Origin of the sequence: Kaistella chaponensis (assembly GCF_900156725.1) — a bacterium.
Classification (GTDB): domain Bacteria; phylum Bacteroidota; class Bacteroidia; order Flavobacteriales; family Weeksellaceae; genus Kaistella; species Kaistella chaponensis.
Window position 1 is genome coordinate 195,010 of record NZ_FTOI01000001.1, and the last position, 25,985, is coordinate 220,994.

The 25,985-nt window shown below is 34.2% G+C and carries 18 protein-coding genes; 17 read left to right on the plus strand and 1 reads right to left on the minus strand.

Going from position 1 to position 25,985, the window contains the following annotated elements; all coding sequences use genetic code 11:
• Entirely contained in the window at window positions 1-252 is a 252-nt protein-coding gene (locus BW932_RS14200; protein WP_143745476.1) for a hypothetical protein, read from the minus strand.
• 445 nt (window positions 253-697) lie between these two features.
• On the opposite strand from BW932_RS14200, the gene BW932_RS00880 reads away from it, so the two are divergent.
• The 17 genes from BW932_RS00880 to BW932_RS00960 all read left to right on the plus strand — a co-directional run bounded on the left by BW932_RS00880 (window position 698) and on the right by BW932_RS00960 (window position 25,984).
• Window positions 698-7,168: a T9SS type A sorting domain-containing protein gene (locus tag BW932_RS00880; RefSeq protein WP_076384422.1), complete on the plus strand. Its 6,471-nt coding sequence runs from the start codon at window positions 698-700 to the stop codon at window positions 7,166-7,168.
• Between the two features lie 213 nt (window positions 7,169-7,381).
• On the plus strand, window positions 7,382-7,684 hold the full coding sequence (locus BW932_RS00885; protein WP_076384424.1) for a hypothetical protein: 303 nt from the start codon (window positions 7,382-7,384) through the stop codon (window positions 7,682-7,684).
• Between the two features lie 46 nt (window positions 7,685-7,730).
• Complete coding sequence (locus BW932_RS00890; protein WP_076384426.1) at window positions 7,731-8,339, plus strand: sugar transferase; 609 nt, start codon at window positions 7,731-7,733, stop codon at window positions 8,337-8,339.
• Window positions 8,336-8,953, plus strand: a complete 618-nt coding sequence (locus BW932_RS00895) for an acetyltransferase (protein WP_076384428.1) — start codon at window positions 8,336-8,338, stop codon at window positions 8,951-8,953. The genes BW932_RS00890 and BW932_RS00895 overlap by 4 nt, the downstream gene beginning before the upstream one ends.
• Entirely contained in the window at window positions 8,943-10,079 is a 1,137-nt protein-coding gene (locus tag BW932_RS00900) for a DegT/DnrJ/EryC1/StrS family aminotransferase (protein WP_076384430.1), read from the plus strand. Before BW932_RS00895 ends, BW932_RS00900 begins: the two co-directional genes overlap by 11 nt.
• Window positions 10,080-10,190: 111 nt before the next feature.
• Window positions 10,191-12,128 carry a polysaccharide biosynthesis protein gene (locus tag BW932_RS00905; RefSeq protein WP_076384432.1) on the plus strand — a complete coding sequence of 646 codons (1,938 nt, stop codon included), beginning with the start codon at window positions 10,191-10,193 and terminating at the stop codon, window positions 12,126-12,128.
• Window positions 12,129-12,170: 42 nt separating this feature from the next.
• Window positions 12,171-12,980, plus strand: a complete 810-nt coding sequence (locus BW932_RS00910) for a polysaccharide biosynthesis/export family protein (RefSeq protein ID WP_076384434.1) — start codon at window positions 12,171-12,173, stop codon at window positions 12,978-12,980.
• Between the two features lie 16 nt (window positions 12,981-12,996).
• Window positions 12,997-15,372: a GumC family protein gene (locus BW932_RS00915; RefSeq protein ID WP_076384436.1), complete on the plus strand. Its 2,376-nt coding sequence runs from the start codon at window positions 12,997-12,999 to the stop codon at window positions 15,370-15,372.
• Window positions 15,372-16,658 (plus strand): nucleotide sugar dehydrogenase, encoded by a 1,287-nt coding sequence (locus BW932_RS00920; protein ID WP_076384438.1) that lies wholly within the window; start codon window positions 15,372-15,374, stop codon window positions 16,656-16,658. The genes BW932_RS00915 and BW932_RS00920 overlap by 1 nt, the downstream gene beginning before the upstream one ends.
• Window positions 16,658-17,848 (plus strand): L-2-hydroxyglutarate oxidase, encoded by a 1,191-nt coding sequence (gene lhgO / locus BW932_RS00925; RefSeq protein ID WP_076384440.1) that lies wholly within the window; start codon window positions 16,658-16,660, stop codon window positions 17,846-17,848. Before BW932_RS00920 ends, lhgO begins: the two co-directional genes overlap by 1 nt.
• Before the next feature lie 27 nt (window positions 17,849-17,875).
• On the plus strand, window positions 17,876-19,003 hold the full coding sequence (locus BW932_RS00930; protein ID WP_076384442.1) for a DegT/DnrJ/EryC1/StrS family aminotransferase: 1,128 nt from the start codon (window positions 17,876-17,878) through the stop codon (window positions 19,001-19,003).
• 9 nt (window positions 19,004-19,012) lie between these two features.
• The gene (locus tag BW932_RS00935; protein ID WP_076384444.1) at window positions 19,013-19,585 is read left to right on the plus strand and encodes an acyltransferase; all 573 of its coding nucleotides are present in this window, start codon (window positions 19,013-19,015) and stop codon (window positions 19,583-19,585) included.
• A 10-nt stretch (window positions 19,586-19,595) separates the two neighbouring features.
• Window positions 19,596-20,621: a Gfo/Idh/MocA family protein gene (locus tag BW932_RS00940; protein WP_076384446.1), complete on the plus strand. Its 1,026-nt coding sequence runs from the start codon at window positions 19,596-19,598 to the stop codon at window positions 20,619-20,621.
• A 2-nt stretch (window positions 20,622-20,623) separates the two neighbouring features.
• Window positions 20,624-21,859, plus strand: a complete 1,236-nt coding sequence (locus BW932_RS00945; protein WP_076384448.1) for a lipopolysaccharide biosynthesis protein — start codon at window positions 20,624-20,626, stop codon at window positions 21,857-21,859.
• A 157-nt stretch (window positions 21,860-22,016) separates the two neighbouring features.
• Window positions 22,017-23,165 (plus strand): O-antigen ligase family protein, encoded by a 1,149-nt coding sequence (locus BW932_RS00950; protein ID WP_076384450.1) that lies wholly within the window; start codon window positions 22,017-22,019, stop codon window positions 23,163-23,165.
• Between the two features lie 4 nt (window positions 23,166-23,169).
• Window positions 23,170-24,315: a glycosyltransferase family protein gene (locus tag BW932_RS00955; RefSeq protein ID WP_076384452.1), complete on the plus strand. Its 1,146-nt coding sequence runs from the start codon at window positions 23,170-23,172 to the stop codon at window positions 24,313-24,315.
• A 1-nt stretch (window position 24,316) separates the two neighbouring features.
• The gene (locus tag BW932_RS00960) at window positions 24,317-25,984 is read left to right on the plus strand and encodes a hypothetical protein (RefSeq protein ID WP_076384454.1); all 1,668 of its coding nucleotides are present in this window, start codon (window positions 24,317-24,319) and stop codon (window positions 25,982-25,984) included.
• Window position 25,985 lies beyond the last annotated feature (1 nt).

A 25,985-nucleotide genomic window follows, 5' to 3' on the forward strand; every position in this document is an offset into this window, starting at 1 on the left:
TTAATGTAAAGTTCCGGCAAAAGTCGGAACTTTTGCGTTGAACTGTCCTTGCGAGGAAGAGGCACGACGACGAAACAATCCAATCAACAAAAGCGAACCCATCCAACAAGCACGAACGTCATTGCGAGGAGCTGAAAATGCTTTTTCAGGGAAGCAATCCCAAAGTAAGAAGCGAGTTTCTAATAGTGGGATTGCCGCACTCCACTTCGTTGCGCTCGCAATGACGATAATAGGAGAGGGTTGCGGTCGCAATGACGATAGTAAGAAACGGTTGTGCACGCAGTGACGGTCAATTGTCATTGCGAAGCGGTGGACCGAAATGTTCGATTTAAAAGGAGAGTTCTCACCGCTGTGGCAATCTCAAAGTAAGAAGCTCGCTTCTAATAATGGGATTGCCGCGCTCCACTTCGTTGCGCTCGCAATGACGATAATAGGAGAGGGTTGCGCTCGCAATGACATTAATAGGTGAGGGTTGCGCTCGTAATGACACTCCGATTTGAAGCAATCCTTCAGTAAGAAGCCCGCTTCTATACGCGTGCTTTTTTTTGTGGCAGCCGCGTTTTCGGGTTAAAGCACCATTGAAAGTCTTGTGAACAAAGCATTAAATTATTGGTAATCTGATGAATAACAGTTCATTTTTGTTTGAAGATTAACAATTATATAGTACTTTTGCGCGCTTTTAAATAACGCATAAACGATGACAAAAAATTTATTCCCGCAGAATCAAATGGTGGCACCCGAATTTGATTTGAAATCAATTTACCAAACAGTCTTGAAATCCCTTTTCACTGTATTTTTACTGCTTTGCTCGATGGGAGTTTCGGGGCAAACAAATATTTTTACGTACAGTAACTCTAATGCAACTATTCCCACAGGATTTGTTTTGACAAACAATGTTTCAACTAATGCAATTGATTTAGGAACATACTTATTAGTTGACGCTGGTGCTCCAAGTGATTATATCGTAACGCCAAGTTATGATTTATCTGCTTATCCATCTGTTACTATAAACGTAAATGTAGCAACATTTGGAAGTGGAACTGCTTATCCTTTGAAAATTGAATTTTCTACTAATGGCGGAACTTCATGGAATGCAACAACATATACGACTGCAACTCCTTCTTCATCTACATATATAACTGGGGGTCCAATTACAATTACTCAAACATTTACAGCTACAACTAAGTTTAGATTTTCAAATAATGGCAATAGTGGAAGAGGCGTTAGAATTCAAACCTTAAAATTAGATGCAAATGCACCTGCTGCTATTACTTCAAACGCTGTTATTGGAAATTGGTCGTCACCTTCAAGTTGGGTAGGTGGAGTAGTACCAACATCTTCTGATAATGCAATAATAGTTTCTGGGGCGGTGATCGAAATGGATAATACCACTTTCAATACTAGAAATGCAGGAACTACTACTATCGTTAATTCTTGTGGAACTTTAGCAACTAAAGTTCAATATATCAATAAAGGAACAACTACAGTTAATGGAACTTTCCAATTAAATGCAGGTGGATATTCTAATACGGATAATAATTTTGTATATGGTGCGGCAGGAACTTTAATTTTTAATAATACAAGTTCTTTCGGAGTTAATAATACCGATCAGTTTTGGCCTACAGCAAGTGGTCCTTTTAATGTGACTATTTTACAGGGTGGAATGACTTTGAATTCGGGTGCAAATAGAACAGTTGCAGGTACTTTTCAAACGGCAGCAGGAGTGACCTTATCTTCTGCAACTTTAACTTTAAATGGAACTGCCCAGATTAATGCAGGTGGATTTTTTAATGATACTCCAACTTACGGTTCTGCATCAACTTTGGTGTACAACACTACTTTTGGATTAGATAAAGAATGGACGAGCAACGGGGCAGCTGGAGTTGGAATTCCTGCAAATGTAACAGTACAAGCTGGAACACTAAATCTTCCAAATGTTAGTAGAGGTATCCCCGGTAATATTTCCATCAATACAGGAGCAACATTAAATTTGAATAATGTTTCCGGCGATCTGTATATCGGTGGGAACTGGACCGATGGTGGTAATTTTAATCCGAACGGTAGAGCGGTATTTTTTAATGGAGCAGCTAACCAAACGATAACAAAAACAGGTGGTGAAACCTTCAATTATTTAATTAATAATAAATCGGGAGGGAGTTTAATTCTTGCCAATAACGTTATCATTAATGGAACATCCGGAGATGTTTTACAACTCTTAAATGCAGGTCTATTAGATTTATATGGTCAAACTCTGACGCTAAACGGTACTAACGGAAATATTTCCGTAAATGCAGCTGGAAGAACAATTACTTCGGGCGTTGGTGGTGTTTTAGCTATTGCCGGAAATAAATTTGTTACCGGTTCCGGAACTTTAGTTACTGCTGCCAATGTTACTGTATTAGCAACTGCTGGAATTGATTTTGGTTCAAGTAAAACTACGGTTAACGGTACATTCCAAATAAATTCTGGTGGATTTGCGAATAACAATGCACCTATTTATGGATCTTCTTCAACTTTAGTTTATAACGGTGTTACCGGATATGGAGCAGGAAATGAATGGACAGGAAATGCAACGAGTGCAGGACAAGGAACGCCACAGAATGTAACTTTAACAAATAGTTCTGTGAATATGCCTAGTACAGCTCGAGCATTAGCAGGAAACTTAACGATAGGAACAGGAAGTGCATTAAATCTCAACGGTACCTTTGGTTCTGATTTGAATATCGGTGGTAACTGGACTAATAATAAAACTTTTAATGCCAATAACAGAGCCGTATTTTTTAATGGTGCTTCTGCCCAAACCCTAACAGGTGCAACTACTTTTGATTATTTAATAATGAATAATAGTGGCGGGCTTACTTTAAATAATTCAATTAGTATTAATAATGGCCTCACACTTACTACTGGTTCTATAACTCTTGGTGCAAATAACATCACTTCGCCTTCCACGGTCGCAATAACTGGTAGTTCTGCATTAAGCCATATTATAGCGATTTCTACAGGTAGAATGATTCGAACAGGCGTGACAAACACTAATCAACTTTTCCCTTTAGGTTATTCTGCTACTAAATACAGCCCGATTACGCTAAATAATACAACAGGAACTTCAGATTTATCCGTTAATTTAAGTAATACTTTTACGGGAGCAGTAAGCGATCCAACCAAAGTGGTTAATCTTCAGTGGAATGTAACTTCCAGTGCGGGAACAACTGCAACAGTTTCCCCAACTTGGGAAGTTGGCGATCAAGGTTCTATGGTTAACCCAGCGACAGGTGAACTTGGAAATTATCAAGGTACTGCTTATGTACTGTACCCAACTATTTTAAGCCAATATACCACAACAGCAACTGCTGTATCGCTCGTTTCTGGCGCAAACCCAATAGTTGTTGGAAATACGGGTGCAGTATATACTAATGCAGCGGCATATTTCAAAAGCAATGTTACTACAGGAACTTGGGCAACGCCTGCTTCTTGGCAATATTCTACAGATAAGGTAACTTGGAGTACTTCTACAGTAGTACCAACTTCTTCAGCTTTGGCGATTACAATACAAAATGGTCATACAATAACAGTGGGAGCATCTGCAACTGCTAAAAATCTTACCATTGATGCTACTGGTGTTCTAACTGTAAATTCTTCATTCAATATTTCCGGAACAAATACTGTTAAAGGGACTTGGAATCAAACAACAACATCTGTCTTAACAAATAGTGGTACACTAACCTTCAATTCTAATAGTATTTATAATAATAATGTAAACAATGGTACCATTCCAATTGCAACATGGAATTCAGCATCCAATTGCAATATTATAGGATATACGAATTCTAGTCCCGTAAATGCGGTTTTAGGTTTAAACCAGACATTTGGTAATCTTACATTTAATAATGCAGGTTCTAGCAGTTTCATCAACTTATTTTCCACAACATCGACAATTAATGTTGCCGGAATACTTACTGTTGGACCATCAATAAATAACCAGGTTTCATTTAGCAATTCTGCAGGTACAATTACAGCCAATATCAATAAGTTAAATATCACAGGAGGTTTCGTAAATGGTGTTGGTGCTTCTGCGACTGTAAATCTTATTGTTGCAAATGATATGTCATTATCTGGTAGCGGAATTTTTAGGAATTCCACTGGTTCTGGAAGTGCAATAGTTACTGTAAATAATGATCTAATAATAACAGATAATGGCTTGTTGCAGATTGTTGCTGGAAGTAATGCAAATGTTCCAAGCCAAACCTTAAACGTTGGAAGAGATTTTATTATCAATGGTGTAGATGCTCAATTGGATTTAAAACCTAATTCCAGTTCTTCTGGTACAAGTATAGTAAATGTTGGAAGAAATTTCAGTTCAAATAATACTGATCCAAATGCTGTTGATGTTGATTTTGGATCTGGAACAGTACTTAATAATGCTGTTAATATCAATGGTAATTTAACGCATACGGGTTCTGGTTTCTATCAAACATTTGCAACCACGCAAGCAAAAGGATTTGTTTTAAAAGGAGGAACTTCTACAACTCCTTCTACAATTTCGTATTCGGATAGCAACTCAGACTTTACCAGTTATGTGGTGGACAATGGTGCATATGTAAAATTATTAACAGATTTAACACTTGGGGATTCAAGTAATACACTCACTCCAGTAAGTGTATTTTCGGTAAATAATTTAGGAACAATAGATTTTAATGATAGGTCTATTATTGGACATAACCGACCACGATTTATAACAGCCGCAGGAGCGACGTTGATCACTTCTAATTCTGCTGGATTTGGGGGAACTACTGCAACAGGAAGTTTAATGTCTTTTGGTTCAACAAATACAACCTCCGCTAATGGTGCAGCGCAATTTGTTGCAGGCATCAACTATACATTCAATTCCAGTACAACCACGCCTTTCCCAACAGGAACATTTGGTAGTCCTGCAAGTTTAACTTTTAATAACGCCAATGTTACTTCTAACAGAACGACTGCCTTAACTGTTTCCGGAGCTGTAAATGTAAACGGAACTTCTGTTGTTGCTTTAAACTCTTCCGGAACTAATAATCTTGTACTTGGTGGAGTTATGACTATTGATCTAAATGCTACTTTTGATAATAACGGTGAAAACCAGATTACAAATGGAGGTGGTTCTATTGTAATCAACGGAACTTTCATCACCAAAGATGCGCAGGGTTTTACTGGTACTAACATGGCGATTCCAGGCATTACACCAACTCTTGGTGCTAATTCGACTATAGTTTTTGGTAAAACTGGAGATCAGGATGTTACTAATTTTACGCCAGGATATAAAAATATCACCTTTGCAGGAAGTGGCATCAAAACTGTAACGGGTACAGGTTATTCAATTTCAGAAACAATCACCATTAATAATGGAGTTACTTTAGATGCGAAATCGGTAGGATTCGGGAGAGTTGGAACAAAATTAACAATGCTTGGAAATTCTTTATTCAAAACCGGGGGAAGTGGCAGTAAACCTGATGCAAGTGGACCTTATACCTTAGATCCAACTTCAACCATTGAATTTCAGGGTACATCGGCAACAGAAATTGCAGTGTCAAAATTGTACGAAAAAATCATAGTTTCCGGAAATAATGTGAAACCGAGTGGTCTCAACTTAACTGTTAATCAAAATACAACAGTAACACCAACAGGAAAATTAACACCTCCATCAACGAATGATAGTGCTTCGTCAACGGTTTTTAATGCGAAGAAAGGGATTGTTGTGCAAACGCTTGCTCCTAATAGTGGTTCAGTAATTTTCCAAAACAACGCACAATTGATGCAGGATTCAGATGCGGTAAACAGCGGATCGATCAGCATGGAGCGGGAAGCAACAATTCCGGTATCTACTTTTAACCAGTATGCTTATTGGAGTTCACCAGTCATCGGGCAAGATTTTAAAAATATTTTTCCGGGCAATCCTACGTCCGCTCTTTACCACAATGAAAGTAACAATAAATTTTATACTTCAACAGGAGCCTATATCCCAGGAAGAGGTTTAGCCGTACGAAATCCATTCATTGCAAGTGGAGCTGCAGATATTAAGACAGCCTCACTATCGGGAACTCCTTATAATGCTGATCTGTCTTATAACCTTAATTTCACGGATGCGCAACATGGCTATAATCTAGTTGGAAATCCCTATCCCTCCAATTTAAATTTAAATCAACTTTATTTGAATTCTTCAAATATTGCCTCCACATTTCTTTTTTGGGACAACACGTCCAATACTGAGCAAACTCAGTTAGGAAATTCTTACACTGGTGATAGTTATGCGAAATTTAACGCACTTGCTGGTGATACAGGAACTGGTATTCCTGCGCCGGGTAAAGGTGCACCTGCTTCCAACAACTCTAAAACCCCAAACAATATATTGAAAGTTGGTCAAGGATTTATGGTAAGAGCAAAGTCTTCAGGTGCAGCAGTTGCCTTTAGAAATACAGACAGAATTACCACTCAGACTTCTGCTCAATTTTTTGGAAAAGGCGGTAAAGAATTGGTGAACAATCGTTACGTAGTAGAATTTGTAACGCCACGCTCTTTAGTGTTCAGCAATGCAGTTGTTTATTTTGAAAATGGAAATAATATCTATGCAGTTGATGACTCAAAATTAGAAAGCGCAGTCTCTGAAGGTTTATTCACCCAAGCAGAAGATGAAAAAGTGGTGATCAACGGAAGAAGTTCTTTTGTTAATACTGACCTCGTTAAACTAGGAACCCGTCAATTTACTTCGGGCTTATATTCAATTCGCCTTGGAACTAAGGAGGGGATATTTGCTAATGGCCAAAACATCTACCTTAAAGACAAACAAACAGGAATCGTGACCAACCTGTCGGAAGGAAATTACACCTTTACTGCCAATGCAGGAGAAAGTACAGGTAGATTCGAGATCATCTATCAACCGGAAACCGTTCTGGCAACCGACACGAAGGTGAAAGAAAACCTGATCGTCTATAAAGATGGAAATGATTTCGTAGTAAAAGCACAAAACAAAAAAATAAGCTCCCTAGAAGTTTTCGACTCGGCGGGAAGACTTATCTGGGCTTTGAAGCCGGAAAGCATTAAAGCAATTATTCCGGCAGAAAAAATAAACAATGGTCTTTATGTGTTGAAGATCAATCAGAACGGCGAAATTACTTCTAAAAAAATTATCAGATAAAACCATCACACGCTATGAAAGCCAAATTTACGTTTGGCTTTTGTGGGTGGTATAAAAATTTTGTTAATTTGCAACAGGTGGAGTTTTATTTTTGTAAATAACTAGAATGTTTAATAACCAGCGCCAGTTTGGGTTTGGTTAAAAAAAATGTAAAAAAAGTTAAAAAAATGAAAACATTCCATCCCTAATTAATATATTTGTGAAAATAAGGCAATGAAAAAAATACGATATATCTTATTCTTGTTGATCAGCTTCTTCAGCTTTGCACAAAGCGGACCCAATCCTTTTGCGGATAAAGAGTCCGAAAGTGCGTTCAACAAACCAACCGCTACAAAAGATAATGAAACGCAGGTCAAAGACAATGCTGCCTCTCTTGATTCTGGTGGTGGAAATCCTAGTGATCCTGTTCCGATTGACAACTATATTCCTCTGCTCATCATAACCGCAGTTGGAATCATGGTGTATCATACGTCTCAAAGAAAGAATATTTCGGCCAAAAAAGAGCCGAATCACTAAAGAGCTACCAATGTTTCGCTTTTTTACAATGAAACTGCTATAAAGAATGTATTCTAAATATTTAAAGCCTTCTCTGGATTACTCTCTGGCAGGTTTGTCACTGTTGGTGGTCAGTCCATTGTTTCTTGTGATTACGGTTCTACTGATCATCAATAACCGTGGAAGTGCGTTTTTCATTCAGAAAAGACCCGGAAAGGATGGGAAGATTTTTCATATCATCAAATTCAAAACGATGAATGATAAAAAATGCGAAAACGGCATTTTGCTCTCTGATTATGAACGCTTAACTTTAGTCGGAAAGGCAGTACGCAAAACGTCATTAGATGAAATTCCGCAATTGATCAATGTCTTGCGGGGAGAAATGAGTTTGGTGGGACCGAGACCTTTATTACCGGAATATCTTGATCTTTATAATGAAGAACAGCGTAAAAGACATATTGTAAAGCCCGGTATAACGGGTTGGGCACAGGTGAATGGTAGAAATGCCCTCTCTTGGGAAGAGAAGTTTAAATTCGATGTGGAGTATGTGCAGTCCTGCTCTCCGCGCCTTGACGCAAAAATATTACTCATCACTATTCAGAAAGTGGTTCACCGACATGGTGTGAATGCAAACAATTACATGACGATGGAAGCTTTTAAAGGAGACGCAGCATGATCTTATACGGCGCACGCGGTCAGGCGAAAGTGATTTACGATCTGATTCTCTCAAACAATCACCTTTTGGAATATTTGGTAGATGATAATCCACCCGATTATTTTCCCCATCATCTTAATGTTTATCGGCCAACTCCAGAATTATTGCAAGATAAAAGAATTATTATCGCCATCGGTGATAATCGTTTGAGGGAGAAAATTTATAATGACATCAAGCATTTGTGTGAGTTTGAAACCATGCAGCATTACAGTGCTTATGTTTCGCGTTTTACCGAAGTTGGTGCAGGTACCGTGATTATGCCAAAAGTCTGCATCAATGCAGAAGTGAAAATTGGGAGCCATTGCATCATCAACACCTCTTCTATTATAGAACATGAATGTATTATTGAAGATTTCGTGCATATTTCACCTAAAGCTGCTTTGGCAGGAAATATTTTGGTGAAAAAAGGTGCGCAAATCGGTTTGGGAGCAAATCTTATTCAGGGGATTACGATTGGCGAAAATGCAATCATCGGTGCAGGATCTGTAGTATTGAAAGATGTGCCAGCAAATGCTGTGGTTGTAGGAAATCCCGGCAGAATTATTAAAATCAATGAAGTAGAAAATGAACGATAAAATCTGGCTTTCTTCGCCACATATGGGTGGTACAGAAATGAAGTATATTCAGCATGCTTTTGACGAAAACTGGATCGCACCTTTGGGTCCCAACGTCAATGGACTCGAAAAAGATTTAGAAACGTATCTCGAAAAAGACGTTCATGTTGCGGTTTTGAGTTCGGGTACAGCTGCTTTGCATCTTGCCTTAATCCTTTTAGACATCAAACCTGGCGATTTTGTGATTTGTCAGAGTCTTACTTTTTCTGCCTCTGCAAATCCTATTATTTATATCGGTGCCATTCCTATTTTTGTAGATAGCGAAAAAGACACGTGGAATCTTTGTCCCAATGCCGTGGAAGACGCTATTAAATTTGGAATATCGCAAGGCAAAAAACCGAAAGCCATCATTACCGTAAGTCTGTACGGAATGCCATATAAAGTGGATGAAATTTCCGAGATTTCTGCACGCTATGAAATTCCTGTAATCGAAGACAGTGCCGAAGCATTGGGAAGTACCTATAAAAATCAGAAATGCGGAACTTTCGGAGATCTTTCTGTTATCAGTTTTAATGGGAACAAAATTATTACAACTTCCGGTGGCGGTGCTTTGGTGGTAAAGAATCAGGAATACAAAAATAAAGCTGTATTTCTTTCTACCCAAGCAAAAGATGATGCGCCCCACTATGAACATACTTCTATTGGTTACAATTACCGCATGAGTAATATTTGTGCCGGAATTGGAAGGGGTCAAATGGAAGTGTTGGATTTACGTGTACAACAACGTAGAGCAAATCACAATTTTTACAAAGACCTCTTCAAAGATGATTCCCGGTTTGTTTTGCACACAGAACCAAGTGCCGATTATTTTTCGAACCACTGGCTTAATTTAATCTACATCGAACCCGGAAAGAATTACAATCGCGAGACCATCAGACAAAAATTTCTGGACCATCAAATTGAAACCAGACCGATCTGGAAGCCGATGCACTTACAGCCAATCTTTAAAGGTTCTCATTATTTTGGTGGGGATTTGGCAGGGCAGCTTTTTCAAAATGGCTTATGTTTACCTTCCGGTTCGAACATGACCGAAAATGATCTGAACAGAATCACTTCAGTTTATAAGGATTTCGACTCTTTGCATTAAAAATATACAACTCTCTTTGTTTTTTTAGTAAATTTGCATAATAATGATAGAAAAAAACACAATGCAGAATATGGATCATAAATTTATCGTACCGTTAATCTTTACCTTATAATGAGTTATCGCAAAAACTTAAACAGCATTATTTACGGTGGTGATAATATGGTAAATCTATCAGATGTAAGATATCTACCCAGATGGATTATTTTAATGATTGATATTGTACTCATTTTTGGTGCAACCTATTTTTCCTGTTATATTATTGAAAAATTAAACAATAATACCAGAGTTTTTTATAATAATGTGTACATGTACACGTTGGTCATGGCGGTCAATGTTGCCTTCATGTATATTTTCAGAACCTACGCTGGAATTATCCGGCATTCTACTTTTATCGATTTATTTAAATTAATGCTTGCTACTTTTTGTAGTACTTTAACCGTTGCGGCGATTAGTTATAGCTATTATCTGGTTTCAGGTTTTAAATTAATCGGTGCGCACGTGCCGTTTTTATCGATTTTCTTTGCTTCTTCTTTCATGATCTTATTTATGTTCCGACTCTTTGTGAAGGAGTTTTTTCATGTGATTAGAGAATTTAGAAGGAGTACGCTGAAAAAAAGAATCTATGTATTGGGTATTGATGAAACTTCTATTGCAGTAGCGCGAGCGGTTTTAGATAATCCGAATTTACCGTATGAAGTGGTGGGTTTCCTAACGCAGAGAAATGACTCTCGGAGAGCTAAACTTTTGGGTAAGCCTATCTTCAGTAAGGAAAGGGTAGAGCAAAATACAAAAGAGGATCTGGCCGTAGATGGTGTTTTAATCATTAAGGAAATGATGTCGAAAGAAGAGATGAACTGTTGGGTTAATCTCTTTCTGGAAAAAGATTTGCAAATCTTTAAATCTCCGTCTGTGCAGAAACTTCGGGATAATGATTTGGTAGGTTCTATTAAAACCCTTCAGATTGAGGATCTACTCAACCGGAAACCTATTAAAATCGAAAGCGAAGAAGTGAGCAGCAGACACCACGGTAAATCGATTCTGATTACGGGTGGAGCTGGATCGATTGGAAGCGAAATTGTAAGACAAGTTTCCCAATTCAATCCTGAGCTGATTGTTATTTTGGATCAGGCAGAAACGCCACTTTACGAGATCGAAAATGAAATGCGAGAAAAATATCCACACATTAATTTTAAATTTGTGTTGGGTGATATTTCAAATCGCCATCGGATTGAACCTTTATTTCAAAAATACCAGTTTTCGATGGTTTACCATGCAGCAGCGTATAAGCATGTGCCATTAATTGAGGAAAATCCGCATGAAGCAATTTTGGTTAATATTTTAGGAAGTAAAAACATTTCCACTTTAGCCAGCAAATACAAAGTCAACCGTTTTGTAATGATCTCTACCGATAAAGCGGTGAAGCCAACCAACGTAATGGGGGCAAGTAAAAGAGCCGCAGAACTTTTCGTACAGTCACTTCAAAATTCAGAAGGTAATATCACCAAATTTATCACCACACGTTTTGGAAATGTATTGGGTTCTAACGGCTCGGTAATTCCGCATTTTAAAAGACAGATTGAAAATGGCGGTCCTATTACCATAACACACCCCGATATTGTAAGGTATTTCATGACCATTCCGGAAGCTTGCGAACTCGTACTGCATGCAGGAATTATGGGGAAAGGCGGAGAGATTTTCGTCTTTGATATGGGAGAACCTGTGAAGATATTAGATTTGGCAAACCGCATGATTAAGCTTTCAGGCTTTGAACCGGAAGTGGATATAAAAATCATTTATACAGGTTTGCGTCCCGGCGAAAAGCTTTATGAAGAATTACTGAGTGATGATGCGAAGACTTTACCTACACACAATGAAAAAATCATGATTTCTAAAGATCCCACTATGGAATTCGCAGCGATTGAGAAATATACCAATCATATCATTAAAGCGGCACTTAGAGGTGAAAAAGTAGAAGTGGTGCAGATTCTGAAAAATATCGTTCCAGAATTTAAAAGCAACAATTCAATTTATGAAATTTTGGATAAGTAATATAGAATTGTATATTTGCAAACCTTCTATTTAATAAGTAAAATGAACAAAAACATATTTCTATTGTTTATTGGCGCACTTTTTTTAGTAACCTCCTGTAAAACAAGAGGCAAAGCAAATAAACTTACCTACATGCAGAATATTGAAAATATTGCGACACAAGCAACGATCAATACCACTCATTCTACTTTGCAAAATGGCGATCAACTGGTTATTCTTGTCACAGCGAAAGATATGGATGTTGTTCGACCATTCAACCAAAATTATTCTTCAGGAGAGGTTTCTCAAACGACCATTCCAAATAGCAATAGTCCTATGCAAGGACAAACAAGTTTACCAGGACCTAGTTATTATATCGACTCCAATGGGGAGATTGATTTTCCGGTAATTGGGAAGTTGAAAGCTTCGGGAATGACCTTAGTAGCTTTTAAAGATGAACTTCGGTCCAGACTTTCCATGTATATTAAAAATCCTTCTGTTAATATAAGGGTTGCCAATTATAAGGTGACAATTCTCGGAGAAGTTACAAGACCAGGACAATACATCATTACTGATGGACAAACTACATTGCTCAACGCTTTAGGTTTGGCCGGAGATTTAACCATGTATGGGAAAAGAGATGATATTTTGATTGTACGAAATATAGATGGGCAAATTAGCAAAGAGTACGTAAATATTTTACAAGCTGATTTTATCAATTCTCCTTATTACAATCTTCAGCAAGGTGACGTGGTCTATGTAACACCAAACGACACCAAAGAAAAAACTTCACGATTGGATCCTAATATGCCGATTTATATCTCTGTTGCAGGGATTGTTGTTACTATTTTAGCCTTAGTTTTCAAAAAATAATACTTCCTTATATATAATGGATAACAATTCTTTCAAAGATAACCAAAAAGACGACGAGCACGGTTCAGAAATAGAGATTAGAGAGATTCTGAAACCTTATCTCAGAAAATACTATTGGTTTGTAATTAGTGGTCTTTTGTGTCTCGCACTTTCTTATCTTTATCTTAAAACAAAAACGACTGTTTATGAAGTATCGGCTTCTGTTCTCGTTAAGGATACGAAGAGTACTCCTGGATCACAGGATTTTGCCGCTTTACGCGATATTTCTGGCTTTGGAAAAATAGGGAGCAATGGGGTAGAAAATGAAATGGAACTTTTGAAATCAAAAAAAATGATGCAAAAAGTCGTTCAATACCTTAATCTGGAAACTACAGTTTATCAAAAAGGCAAATTTCAGAATACAGAGCTTTATGGAAAGACTTCGCCAATATTAGTGCAAGTCATCAATGAGAAACCTGATGTAAAATATTTTAAAGAACCTATTGCGCTAAAGATTTCAGGAAATAATATTGAATTAAGTAGTGAAGAATTAAAACCTCTAAAAACAACTTTTGGTAAAACAATTAGTTTGCGTTTTGCAAATATAATTATTACACGGAATAAAGATTATGTTGCTCCTAAAGAACCAGCAAATGAATACTTATTAAAAGTCGCAAGTAACAGCCAAACCACAGATGCTTTTCAATCCAATTTGAAAGTGGCCCTTATCAATAAGGATGTGACGGTAATTAGAATGACTTTGAATTATCCGCAAACTCAAAAAGCCCAAGATATTCTAAATACATTAACTCGTGTTTATAATAATGATGCCATTGAGGATAAAAATTCAGAATCTAAAAAAACAGCTGAATTTATTGAGGAAAGAATTCGGATTATTGGAAACGAATTGGGCGAAGTTGAAAGCAGAAAGGAAAGATTCAAAGAATCAAACCGAATTACTGATTTGGAAACAGAAGCCAAACTAGGCTTACAATCCTCAGCTGAAGCACGTGGAAAGTTGCTAGAAATAGATTCTCAGCTCGAAATTACGAATGCTTTACTCGGTTATGTAAATAAACAAGGAACGAGTGCGGTTCTTCCTGGCAATGTAGGGTTAGATAATCCTTCTGCTACATCTAATATTTCTGCCTATAACCAATTGGTCCTCGAAAAAAACAGACTTTTGGAAAATGCCACGCCGCAAAATCCATTAGTTATTGATCTTACCAAGCAAATCAATAGCATGAGGAATTCTGTGGTTGAAAGTTTGGCCAAGAACAGAAGTGCATTGCAAGTTGCGAAAGGGAACTATCAAGCAGAAAACCAAACTATTGCTGGTCACATATCTAAAATTCCAGCTCAAGAAAAAACATTTAGAGAGATTGAAAGACAGCAACAAATAAAAGAAAATCTTTATTTGCTCCTGTTACAAAAAAGAGAAGAAACGGCAGTTTCCCTTGCGGTAACCGCTCCAAAAGCCAGGGTTGTTGATGAAGCTTACGTGAATCCAATTCCAGTAGCTCCTAAAGGCTCGATGGTGCTTTTGATTGGATTGTTGACAGGTCTTGTAATTCCGTTTGTTGTTATTTATTTGTTACGTCTATTTGATGATAAAGTAAAAGATAAAAAAGATTTAGATAAACTATCGCACGGGAAAACATTGCTGGGGGAAATTCCTTCTTTGGATAGAGGTCAAAGTGAATTGGTAATGGCTAATGATATTACGCCAATGGCAGAAGCATTTAGGATTGTAATTACCAACATGAATTTTATGCTACCCAAAAAAGATAAAGGAAAAGTTGCCTATGTAACTTCTACCGTAAAAGGTGAAGGAAAAACATTTGTGTCAGTAAATCTCGCCCTTACCTTGGCGTCTCCTAAGCATAAAGTGATAATCATTGGTGCAGATATTAGGAATCCACAGTTACAGCGATATAATCCTTCAAGAAAAGGTCTTGACGGACTTACCGAATATTTATACAACGATGACGAAAAAATAGAAGATATTATCCATATTTCTTCTTTTAATAAGTATTGCGATGTTATTTATTCGGGTAGTATTCCGCCGAATCCTGCAGATTTATTATCCAATGGACGATTTGAAATACTGATCGATCAATTGAAGCTTATTTATGAATATATAATCGTAGATACCGCTCCTTTAATGTTGGTTACGGATACCTTCTTAAATGCTGATTTGGCAGATGCAACCTTGTATGTTACAAGATCTGGATTTACAGAAAAATCATTAATTGATTTTGCCAACAAACAAATTAATTCTAAAAGAATTAGAAATGCTGCATTTATTCTCAATGATGTGAGCAAGGATAATTTGGGATATGGCAATAAGTATGGGTATGGATATGGGGTAGATAACAGAACTTTTTTTCAAAAATTAAAAGATAGTTTTTAATGTATAAAATAGCAATAATCGGACAAGGCTACGTAGGATTACCTCTAGCTCTTGAATTTTCAAAACATTTTCCTGTGTATGGTTTTGATATCAATGCCAATCGCGTAAATGAGTTGAACGAAGGTGAAGATCACACTTTAGAGGCAGATTTAGATTTGCTAGAAGAAGTTTTAGATGCCGCTCGAACAACTGATTTTAGTCGTGGCTATAAAGCAACTGCATCTTTAGAGGACATCAAAGAAGCCAATGTTTTTATCGTTACTGTTCCCACACCGATCGATCGTTTTAATTCTCCGGATTTAAGACCATTAATTAGTGCAAGCGAAATGCTAGGAAAAGTATTGAAAAAAGGGGATACTGTTATCTATGAATCTACGGTATATCCTGGATGTACAGAAGAAGAATGTATTCCTGTTTTAGAAAAAAATTCAGGATTGCAGTTTAATAAAGATTTTTTTGCAGGTTATTCTCCTGAGAGAATTGTTCCAGGTGATAAAGTAAATACACTAACTACCATCGTGAAAGTAACATCCGGTTCTACACCAGAAATTGCAGAAATGGTTGACCAACTGTATAAGAAAATCGTAACTGCAGGAACTCACAAAGCACCAAGTATTAAAGTTGCAGAAGCTTCAAAAGCAATAGAAAATGCACAGAGAGATGTGAATATTTCTTTTGTTAATGAATTGGCTTTAATTTTTGACCGTGTAGGAATCGACACCAATGATGTGTTGGAAGCTGCAGGAACAAAATTCAATTTCTTAAAGTATAAACCAGGTTTAGTTGGTGGTCATTGTATTTCTGTTGATCCATACTATTTAGCGCACAAAGCAACTCAACTCGGGTATCATCCACAAGTTATTTTAAGCGGACGACGTGTAAATGACATGATGGCACAATTCATCGCGGGAAAAGTGGTGAAATTAATGATTCATAAAGGGCAATCAATAAAAGGTGCTAAAGCATTAATCTTAGGAGTCACTTTCAAAGAAAATTGCCCCGATGTAAGAAATACGAAAGTAGTAGAGATTTACGCAGAATTAAAACAATTTGGTTTAGAAGTCGATTTATGGGATCCTTGGGCAAGTCAAGCTGAAGTAAAACATGAATATGGCATCGATATTATTTCAAATATCCCAGAAGATAAAACGTATGATGTTATTTTACTAGCAGTAGCTCATAATGAATTTCTTTCTTTAGATTTTAATAAAATTAAGAACGAAAATACCGTTATATTCGATGCGAAAGCAATTCTTAACAGAGATATCGTAGATTCCAGATTATAATGAAGTATGACGCGATTATTATAGGTGCAGGATTGGTTGGGCTTTCAACAGCATACCATTACCAACTGAAAAATCCCCAAGCCAAAGTTTTGGTGTTGGAGAAAGAGCATACGGTCGCCCAACATCAATCTGGACATAACAGTGGCGTTATTCATAGCGGGATTTATTATAAACCCGGTAGCTTAAAAGCAAAAAACTGTATCGAAGGATATGCGTCGATTATTGAATTTGCAGAGAAATACGGAATACAATATGATCTTTGCGGAAAAATAATCGTTGCTACCAACAAAGAGGAATTGCCACTTCTTGATACGATTTACAACAGAGGTTTAGAAAACGGGTTGCAAAATTTGCAATACCTTTCCAGAGAAGAATTTCAGGAAATTGAACCTCACTGCGAAGGAGTACGCGCTATAAAAGTACCACAAACAGGTATTATCGATTATCCCGGCATCGCTTTACAGATCAAAAAATTATTTGAAGAGTTAGGTGGAACCATTCTTTTCAAAGAAGAAGTTATCAAGATCAATGAGCATTCCAGCGAACTGATCGTACAAACCAAAACTTCAGACTATACCACGAAGAATTTGGTGTCTTGTGCAGGATTATATTCCGATAAAATATCGAAATTAACCAATCCTGAAAACGATTTCATCATCGTGCCTTTCCGTGGTGAATATTATCAGTTGAAAGAAGAAAAGAAAAACTTGGTAAGGAATCTGATTTATCCAGTTCCTGATCCAAACTTTCCCTTTCTGGGGGTGCATTTTACCCGAATGATCGATGGCAATGTCGAGGCGGGTCCGAATGCGGTTCTTGCCTTTAAAAGAGAAGGGTATGCTTTTTCAGATTTCAATTTATCAGAAACTTTAGAAACCTTTACCTATCCAGGTTTTTGGAAAATTGCCGCAAAATACGGAAAAACAGGAATGGGCGAAATTTACCGCTCCCTTTCAAAAGCAGCGTTTACCAAAGCACTGCAAAAATTAATGCCAGAAATACAAGAAAATGATCTAATTCCTGGTGGAGCAGGAGTTCGCGCGCAAGCTCTAAATCGAAACGGACAGTTAATCGACGATTTCGATATCCTTAAAAAAGGAAATGTCATTCACGTCAGAAATGCTCCTTCACCGGCTGCAACTTCTTGCCTTTCAATTGGGCAGAAAGTGAGCGACCTCATTATCGTTTAATCAATCAGCACTAAAAATAGCCTACACATGAATATTCAAATGGTTGACCTTAAAAGTCAGTACGAAAAAATAAAAGAAGAAATTGCAACAGGTATTCAAAATTGTTTGGATAACACCGCTTATATTAATGGTCCAGCTGTTAAGGAATTTCAGCAAGACTTCGAAAAGTATTTAGGAGTAAAACATGTTATTCCTTGTGCAAACGGTACTGATGCTTTGCAAATTGCATTAATGGCTTTGGATTTGAAACCAGGTGATGAAGTAATTTGCCCTGCTTTTACATACGTGGCAACGGCAGAAGTGATTGGCTTACTTGGTCTTGTTCCTATTATGGTCGATGTAGATGTTGATACTTTTAATATTTCTTTGGATCATTTAGATCAGTATGTTACACCAAAAACGAAGGTTATTGTACCCGTTCATCTTTATGGTCAAAGTGCCGATATGGAGCAAATTTTAGCTTTTGCAAAAAAACATAATTTGTATGTTGTAGAAGATAATGCACAAGCAATAGGATCCGATTATACTTTCGCTGATGGAAGTTCAAAAAAAACTGGAACCATCGGTGAAATTGGTTGTACTTCTTTCTTTCCCTCTAAAAATTTGGGATGTTATGGTGATGGTGGAGCTATAATGACCAATGACGATGAGTTGGCTGCTAAAATTCGAATGATTGCCAATCACGGTCAAGAGAAAAAATATTATCACAAAGTTTTAGGGTGTAATTCCCGTTTAGATACTTTGCAAGCTGAAGTTTTAAAAGTGAAATTAAAACATCTGGATGAATATGCAGCTGCAAGAAATAAAATGGCTGATTATTATGATCAAAATCTTGCAGAAATTTCAGAAATTGAAGTTCCGAAAAGATCAGCGTCTTCTAACCATGTTTTTCATCAGTATACTTTGAAAATTAAAAATGGAAAAAGAGATGCTTTGCAACAATACTTGGCTGAAAATAAAATCCCAAGTATGATTTACTATCCGTTGCCACTTTATAAGCAAGAAGCATTTCAGCAATATGTGGGTGCAGATTTTAGTTTGCCTGTTACAGAAGTTTTATGTCAGGAAGTTTTATCACTACCTATTCACACCGAATTTAATAAGGAATCTTCGGATTACGTGATCGCATCAATCAAAAAGTTTTTTACCCTTTAAAATAAAATTATGGCAGATTATTTTGCACACGAAACCGCAGTTATTGATGAAGGTTGTAACATCGGAGCCGGAACCAAAGTTTGGCATTTTTCTCATATTATGTCGAATGCAACATTAGGAGAACATTGCAATATTGGACAAAATGTGGTTATTTCACCGCAAGTTGTTCTAGGCAAAAACGTAAAAGTGCAAAATAATGTTTCTATCTATGAAGGAGTAACGTGTGATGATGACGTGTTTTTAGGACCATCAATGGTTTTTACCAATGTCATTAATCCGAGAAGTGCTGTAAACCGCAAAAACGAATATTTGAAAACCCACGTTGGAAAAGGAGCCTCGATTGGTGCAAATGCGACCATCGTTTGTGGACATAATATTGGGCAATTCGCATTTATCGGTGCAGGTGCAGTAGTGACCAAAGAAGTTCCAGCTTACGCATTAGTGGTAGGGAATCCGGCCAGACAAATGGGATGGATGAGTGAGTTTGGTCAAAAATTAAAATTTAGTGAAGAAGGTTTCGCAATTTGTGAAGAAAGCGGAGACGAATATCAATTAGAAAACGGACAAGTTTCCAAAAAATAATTTTGAGAAGATGGAAAAAAAGATAAAATTTGCCGTAGTTGGTTGCGGACATATTGGTAAAAGACATGCCGAAATGATTGCACGAAATGAAGAATGCGAACTGGTTGCCTTAGTAGATGTAAAAGGAAAAGAAAGCTTAGGAATCGATCAGTTTTCAGTTCCACTTTTTTCTAGTCTTGATGACTTACTAAATTCACCATTAGATATTGATGTAATTAATGTTGCAAGTCCTAATGGTTTTCATGCAAAACAAGGGATGAGTATTCTGGAATCTGGTAGACATTTGGTGATAGAGAAACCAATGTCTTTAACCAAAACAGATTCAGAACAACTAATTTTTAAAGGTTTACAAAAACACAAGCAAGTATTTTGTGTAATGCAGAACCGCTATTCTCCGCCAAGTGTTTGGTTAAAAGAACTTTTGGAGCAAGGGAAACTGGGAAAAGTATTTATGGTTCAAATTAATTGCTATTGGAATCGTGATAACCGTTATTATAAACCAGAATCATGGCACGGAAAAGGGGATTTAGATGGTGGAACATTATTTACCCAATTCAGTCACTTTATCGATTTGATGTATTGGTATTTCGGAGATATTAAAAATATTCAGGCAAAATTTGCAGACTTTAACCACCAAGATTTAACTGATTTTGAAGATTCAGGATTTGTGAGTTTTGATTTCGTGAATGGCGGAATGGGAAGCATCAATTATTCAACTTCAATTTGGGACAAAAACCTAGAAAGCAGCATCACTGTTATCGGCGAAAATGGATCGGTAAAAGTTGGCGGTCAGTACATGAATGAGGTAGAATATTGCCACATCAAAGATTACGAAATGCCAGAATTGGCACCTACAAATCCAGGCAACGATTATGGAGCCTACAAAGGAAGTGCAGCCAACCATCATTATATCATAGAAAATGTAGTTGACGTAATAAAAGGGCGAGATTCCATTACCACAAACGCTTTGGAAGGTTTGAAGGTTGTGGATATTATTGAAAGGATTTATGAATTGAAAAGTAATAATTTGCAATAGTTTTGAAAAATAAAATTTTAAATATTTTATCTTCAAAAAGCATTGGAAATTCATTTTTATTGATGTTTGGTACTGGAATAAGTCAACTTATACCGGTACTTTTTAGTCCTTTTTTAGCAAGACTTTATACACCAGCACAATTTGGAGATTTGGCTATTTTTATGGCAATATCAATACTTGCTGCAATGGTATCTTCTGGTTTATACGAATTAGGAATAGTACTACCTAAAGAAGATATAGATGCAAAAAACATATTAGGTATTATTTGTATTTTAAGTTCAATTTTTTTTGTTTTATCTTCTATTGTATGTTTTTTGTTAGTTCAATATTTCAAATTCGAATCATTTTATTATTTATTACCTTTTTCAATATTATTTACTGTAAGCTTTAATGCAATATCTTATTGGTATAATAGATTTAGAAAATATAAATTATTAAATTTTGCACGGATATTACAAGCAATTGTAATTGTGAGTGGAAGCTTTATTTTTAGTAGTTTAGAATCTATAGGATTAATTTATGGTTTTGTTGCAGGAGGATTCTTAGTATTTATTATTTTTTTTATAATATTTATAAAAAATCTATCAGAAATAACTTGGATTGGTATGAAAGAACAATTGATTTTACATAATAAATTTCCAAAAATTATGTTACCATCTTCTTTGATAAATACGTTTAGTAGTTATGGACCCGTATTTTTTATAAAAAGATATTATAATTCTACCACTTTAGGATCTTATTCTATGACATCAAGAGTACTAACAGCTCCAAGTTCAATAATAAGTACAGCTGTAGGACAAATATTTTTTAAAGATATTTCAGAATTTTATCAGAAAGGAGATTTAGCAAGTATTAGAAATCAATTTTATAATTCTACTAAAGTTTTATTTTTCATTTCGATTGCTTTTTTTTTACCATTATTTTTCTTGGGTAAAGAATTGATGGTGTTTGTATTTGGTGCAACATGGTTCCAAGCAGGTGAGTATATGGAAATTATTGCAATTGGGTCCATAATTAAATTTGTAGTTTCGCCTCTTAGTATTATTTTAGTAGTATTAGGAAAAATTAATAAATTAGCAAAGTGGCAAACCTTATATTTTATTACCACTATTATTATTTTTTCAATAGGTAGTTTATATTCAATTAAAACATTATTGTGGATCTATACAGCTCACGAAATTGTTTTATATGTGTTGTATTTTTACATAATTGTTAAAATTTTGAAAAATGAATATTGATTTTTAAAAATCAAAAGATTTTGTAATAATTAAATGATTAAATTTCTTAAATAGGTAAAGAATCAATGATTTTATTTCACAATTCAATATTATTATCTCATTCTAAATTATACATTAATGTCTAAATTAAATTTTTAAAAGAAAAAAATATCTCTAAATGAATACATTGAATTTTTTTTCTAAAAATAAATTATTAACATTTTTTTTTCTAGGAATTTTTTTTGTTTATATCCCTGTAACTATTCTAGTATCTATGGGAGTAATTGAAGCATTGCCTTTTGGTTGGATGTTTTTATCGTGTACAATATCATTACCTTTTTTATTATTAATAAAAAATGATATTAAAGGATTCACATTCGGAAAGCCAATAGTTTTTTTTAATTTTTTTTTATTGATTTTTATTCTAGTTTTATTATTCAATTATTCATTATCTAATAGTAAAATTATATTTGAGCATTTATCAAATATAATTGTTCTAGTTACTTTATATATACTAGCATCAAAAATAAATTTTTCCGATAATACATTCATTAAAACTTCAATTTTTTTCTTTTTATTATCATCTATATTTATTCTTTATAATAGAAATTTTATTGTAAATTTTTGGGATTATATTAATGTAAGTTTAAATTATCAAGGTATTGGTATGTGTTATTTTATATTATCACTCCCAATATTTATGTTAGAAAAAAAAATATATAAAATCCTTTGTTTTATATTATGTCTATCATGTTTAAATATAATTGGTGCAAGAACAGAAATGATATCATTTTTATTTATCGTTATAATATTCGAAATATTTTCTCGACAAAAAAATATAAGAGTGATTTTGCTTTTTTTATTTTCAATTATATTCTTAATATTTATGATATTTGGAAAAGATATTTTAAATATTATTGGACTTGAAAAATTTTCTGTTTTATTTAATATTGAAAAAGACGAATCTTGGATTAAAAGGAACGAATTTCTTAATGATGGATTAAAAACAATAAGAGAAAATATTATATTCGGAAAATACGGAAGTTATAAAGATGGTGCATATATTCACAATATACTTTCTTCTTGGGTAGATTTAGGTTTTTTTGGTTTCCTAGTTTTAATACTATCTTTAGTATATGTTCTAATAGATTCTTTTAAAATAATTTTCAAAGAAAAAAGCACTAAATTTGAAATTCTTTTTTTAGGATTTGCAATAGCAATATTTATAATATCTGTTTTTTCTAAACAATATACTTATCCATTAATAGGATTTTGTATTGGACTTTATAGTAGGCTTTCTTCAAAAAGATTTAAAATAGTATATTAAAAAAATGAAGAAAAAAGGATTATTTTTATTTGCGGATTATTTCGATTCCACTACGACGATTATACGAGTTTTGAGAGCATCTAAAGACTTATTCGAGGAAATTAATTTCTTGTATTGGGCTCGTTTAGGACAAGAAAGAAACCCACCAAATGACGAATTGTATAAAGGTCTCAAGTTCGATGGCTTTACACAAACAGCAAGCCCAAGAAGTTTATCTGCTTTTTTGCTTTTTGTGAAATTTCAATGGTGGTTATTAAAAAAAATAATAGATAATAAATCTAATTTTGTTGTAGCATTTACTTTTTATACCGTATTTCCAGCGCTTGTCTACAAATATTTTATTAATTGGAGATGTAAAGTTCTTTATGATCCAAGAGATTATGCAGCAGACAGTTACAGGGTAAATAAAATAGTGAATTTTATAATAAAACTCATTGATAATCTTTTTATTTGGGCTTCTGACTTTGTGGTTTTTCCAGATAGACAATATTTTATTTATTATGGTTTATTTGGATTAAAAGATGATAAATTTTTAATACTACCAAATTCTACTGAAGATATATTAGAAGAAGTATTGAAAAATGATGTTTACAAAAAATATAATTTACCAAAAGACAAACACATTATACCTATTATTGGTTATTTTTCTGAAACCAGAGGTGAGAAAATTCTATTCGAATTGATAAAACAAAAAGATCCAAGATTATTGTTTGTTTTTGCTGGTGATATTAGGGATGAAAATCATTTACGTTTTTTTAAAGAAAACGAAAATGTAGTTTATTTAAAAAAAATACCCTACCTTGATGCATTAACCATAATGAAAGAATCATTATTGGTACCACAATTGTATGATCCGGAGCTTAAAAATAATGTCTATGCATTACCAACAAAATATTACGATTGTCTAATGGTTGGAACTCCTATTGTTGTAAGCTTAGGTCAGAAAGATGTTGCACAAGAAATAATATTAAATCAATTCGGTTGGGCAATAGATTATAAGGATACAAAATCTTTAACAAACATTATTAATAACTATATAAATAATAAAAATATAATAAAAAAAGAAGAATTAAGATCATTTTTCTTGAAAAAGTATGATTATAATATACATAAAACTAAACTAAGAAAAGCTTATTCTAAATTTCTATAATATGTATAATAGATTAATTATTATCTTATTTATTTGTTTTTATTCACAATACTCATATTCACAAAATAGAGAAACGATAAACAAAAAAACAGTAAAATCTTCAAATTGGGAAAGTGTCGAAGCATTGTTTAACTATTGTAATGAAAACGATGTAGACTTAATAATTGATAAAGATATATATATTAAAAATAGAATATATTGCAAAGTAAATATATTGTGTATTGCTAAAGTAATTATTCACTCAAATCACAAAGATGCAGGAATAGATTTTGTAAGAAACAAAAGTGGTGAAAAAATTAATTATCATAAAAACATTAGTAAAGTAAAGAAACTACCATTTCTAAAAAAAAACCATGCTTATTTTCTAAATTCTTCTGAAATACTTTTAAATAGAAAAAACAATTCACCGTATTATAAAAATGAATTTTTACTAGAAAAAGAAGAAAATATTGGAAATTCACTTTATGAATATGATATTAATAAAACGAATATTATAGAATACCAATTAAGTAACCCTAAGAAAATACAAAATCTCAATGTTGTTATTATAGGCAATCAAAAAGAAAATGAAAACAATATAGCATATATCAGAAACTATAGAGATAATATAATTTTTTCTAATCTAAAAATAAAAAACAATACAACATCTAATTTATCTGTAGCTTTTGAAAACCTGATAAATTATAATACCATTCTAGAATCCCCTATTATAGACGGATTCAAAAAAGAAGGAAGTGGGTATGGAGTTGCAAATTATTCTTCAAAAAAATTTACCATTAATAATGGGGAAATAACAAACTGTAGACATTCTTATACAGGAAGAAATACAATTGATGTTACAATTAAAAATGGCTTTTTTTCTGATGGAATAGATGATCATTGGACAGATAATTTTCTAGTAGACGGTGTTACAATAAATGCTCCAGAAGGAGCCGCAGCTTTTCAATTTTCAGGAAATAATATAAAAATAAATAAACCAAAAGTTTTAGGAAAAGCAAGAATTTTTTTAGGAGTTAGAGAAGATACACCTTATCTTGGAGGCAAAGTAGAAATCATAGAACCCAAATTTACAACCACTATAAATTCTGATATATATATATTTAGTTTTACAACACCAAATACTAATTTTAAAAATCATCACTATCCTACAATAAAACTACCTGATACATTAGAAATAATTTCACCAGTAATTAATACAAACGCTTCGAAAATATTTTTAGTTTATCAATCAGAAATTGTAAAAAATTATACAACTTTTAATAATATTATATTTAAAGGTAATATCTTTGTAAACTCAGAAAATAAAAATTCAGAAATGTTTGGATTACTTACAGTAAAAAATTCTAATTTTCAACAAAATAAAACTAGTGTTTTTGTAGATGCTTTTAATATAAAATCATTAGGAAATACTACACTTATTTATTGTACCGAAACCGATGAAACCGATAAATATTTCTCTAATATAACAATAAAAAATACATTTGGTTGGCATAATTTAAGATTATCATCTAATTCTGTAGGAAGCATGAGAATCGAAAAATCATATTTTTTTAATTTAATTTTAGATAAAATTCTTCAAAAGAATAAAAAGCAATTATACTATTTTGAAGAATTTGGAATAAAAAATATGAGTGAAATAAGAGAACAACTAAATATTATAAAAATATAAT

Bases quoted from the DNA above. Each gene is read 5' to 3' on its own strand.
- BW932_RS00880 (WP_076384422.1), top strand. From the start codon at position 698: ATGACAAAAAATTTATTCCCGCAGAATCAAATGGTGGCACCCGAATTT.
- BW932_RS00885 (WP_076384424.1), top strand. From the start codon at position 7,382: ATGAAAAAAATACGATATATCTTATTCTTGTTGATCAGCTTCTTCAGC.
- BW932_RS00890 (WP_076384426.1), top strand. From the start codon at position 7,731: ATGTATTCTAAATATTTAAAGCCTTCTCTGGATTACTCTCTGGCAGGT.
- BW932_RS00895 (WP_076384428.1), top strand. From the start codon at position 8,336: ATGATCTTATACGGCGCACGCGGTCAGGCGAAAGTGATTTACGATCTG.
- BW932_RS00900 (WP_076384430.1), top strand. From the start codon at position 8,943: ATGAACGATAAAATCTGGCTTTCTTCGCCACATATGGGTGGTACAGAA.
- BW932_RS00905 (WP_076384432.1), top strand. From the start codon at position 10,191: ATGAGTTATCGCAAAAACTTAAACAGCATTATTTACGGTGGTGATAAT.
- BW932_RS00910 (WP_076384434.1), top strand. From the start codon at position 12,171: ATGAACAAAAACATATTTCTATTGTTTATTGGCGCACTTTTTTTAGTA.
- BW932_RS00915 (WP_076384436.1), top strand. From the start codon at position 12,997: ATGGATAACAATTCTTTCAAAGATAACCAAAAAGACGACGAGCACGGT.
- BW932_RS00920 (WP_076384438.1), top strand. From the start codon at position 15,372: ATGTATAAAATAGCAATAATCGGACAAGGCTACGTAGGATTACCTCTA.
- lhgO (WP_076384440.1), top strand. From the start codon at position 16,658: ATGAAGTATGACGCGATTATTATAGGTGCAGGATTGGTTGGGCTTTCA.
- BW932_RS00930 (WP_076384442.1), top strand. From the start codon at position 17,876: ATGAATATTCAAATGGTTGACCTTAAAAGTCAGTACGAAAAAATAAAA.
- BW932_RS00935 (WP_076384444.1), top strand. From the start codon at position 19,013: ATGGCAGATTATTTTGCACACGAAACCGCAGTTATTGATGAAGGTTGT.
- BW932_RS00940 (WP_076384446.1), top strand. From the start codon at position 19,596: ATGGAAAAAAAGATAAAATTTGCCGTAGTTGGTTGCGGACATATTGGT.
- BW932_RS00950 (WP_076384450.1), top strand. From the start codon at position 22,017: ATGAATACATTGAATTTTTTTTCTAAAAATAAATTATTAACATTTTTT.
- BW932_RS00955 (WP_076384452.1), top strand. From the start codon at position 23,170: ATGAAGAAAAAAGGATTATTTTTATTTGCGGATTATTTCGATTCCACT.
- BW932_RS00960 (WP_076384454.1), top strand. From the start codon at position 24,317: ATGTATAATAGATTAATTATTATCTTATTTATTTGTTTTTATTCACAA.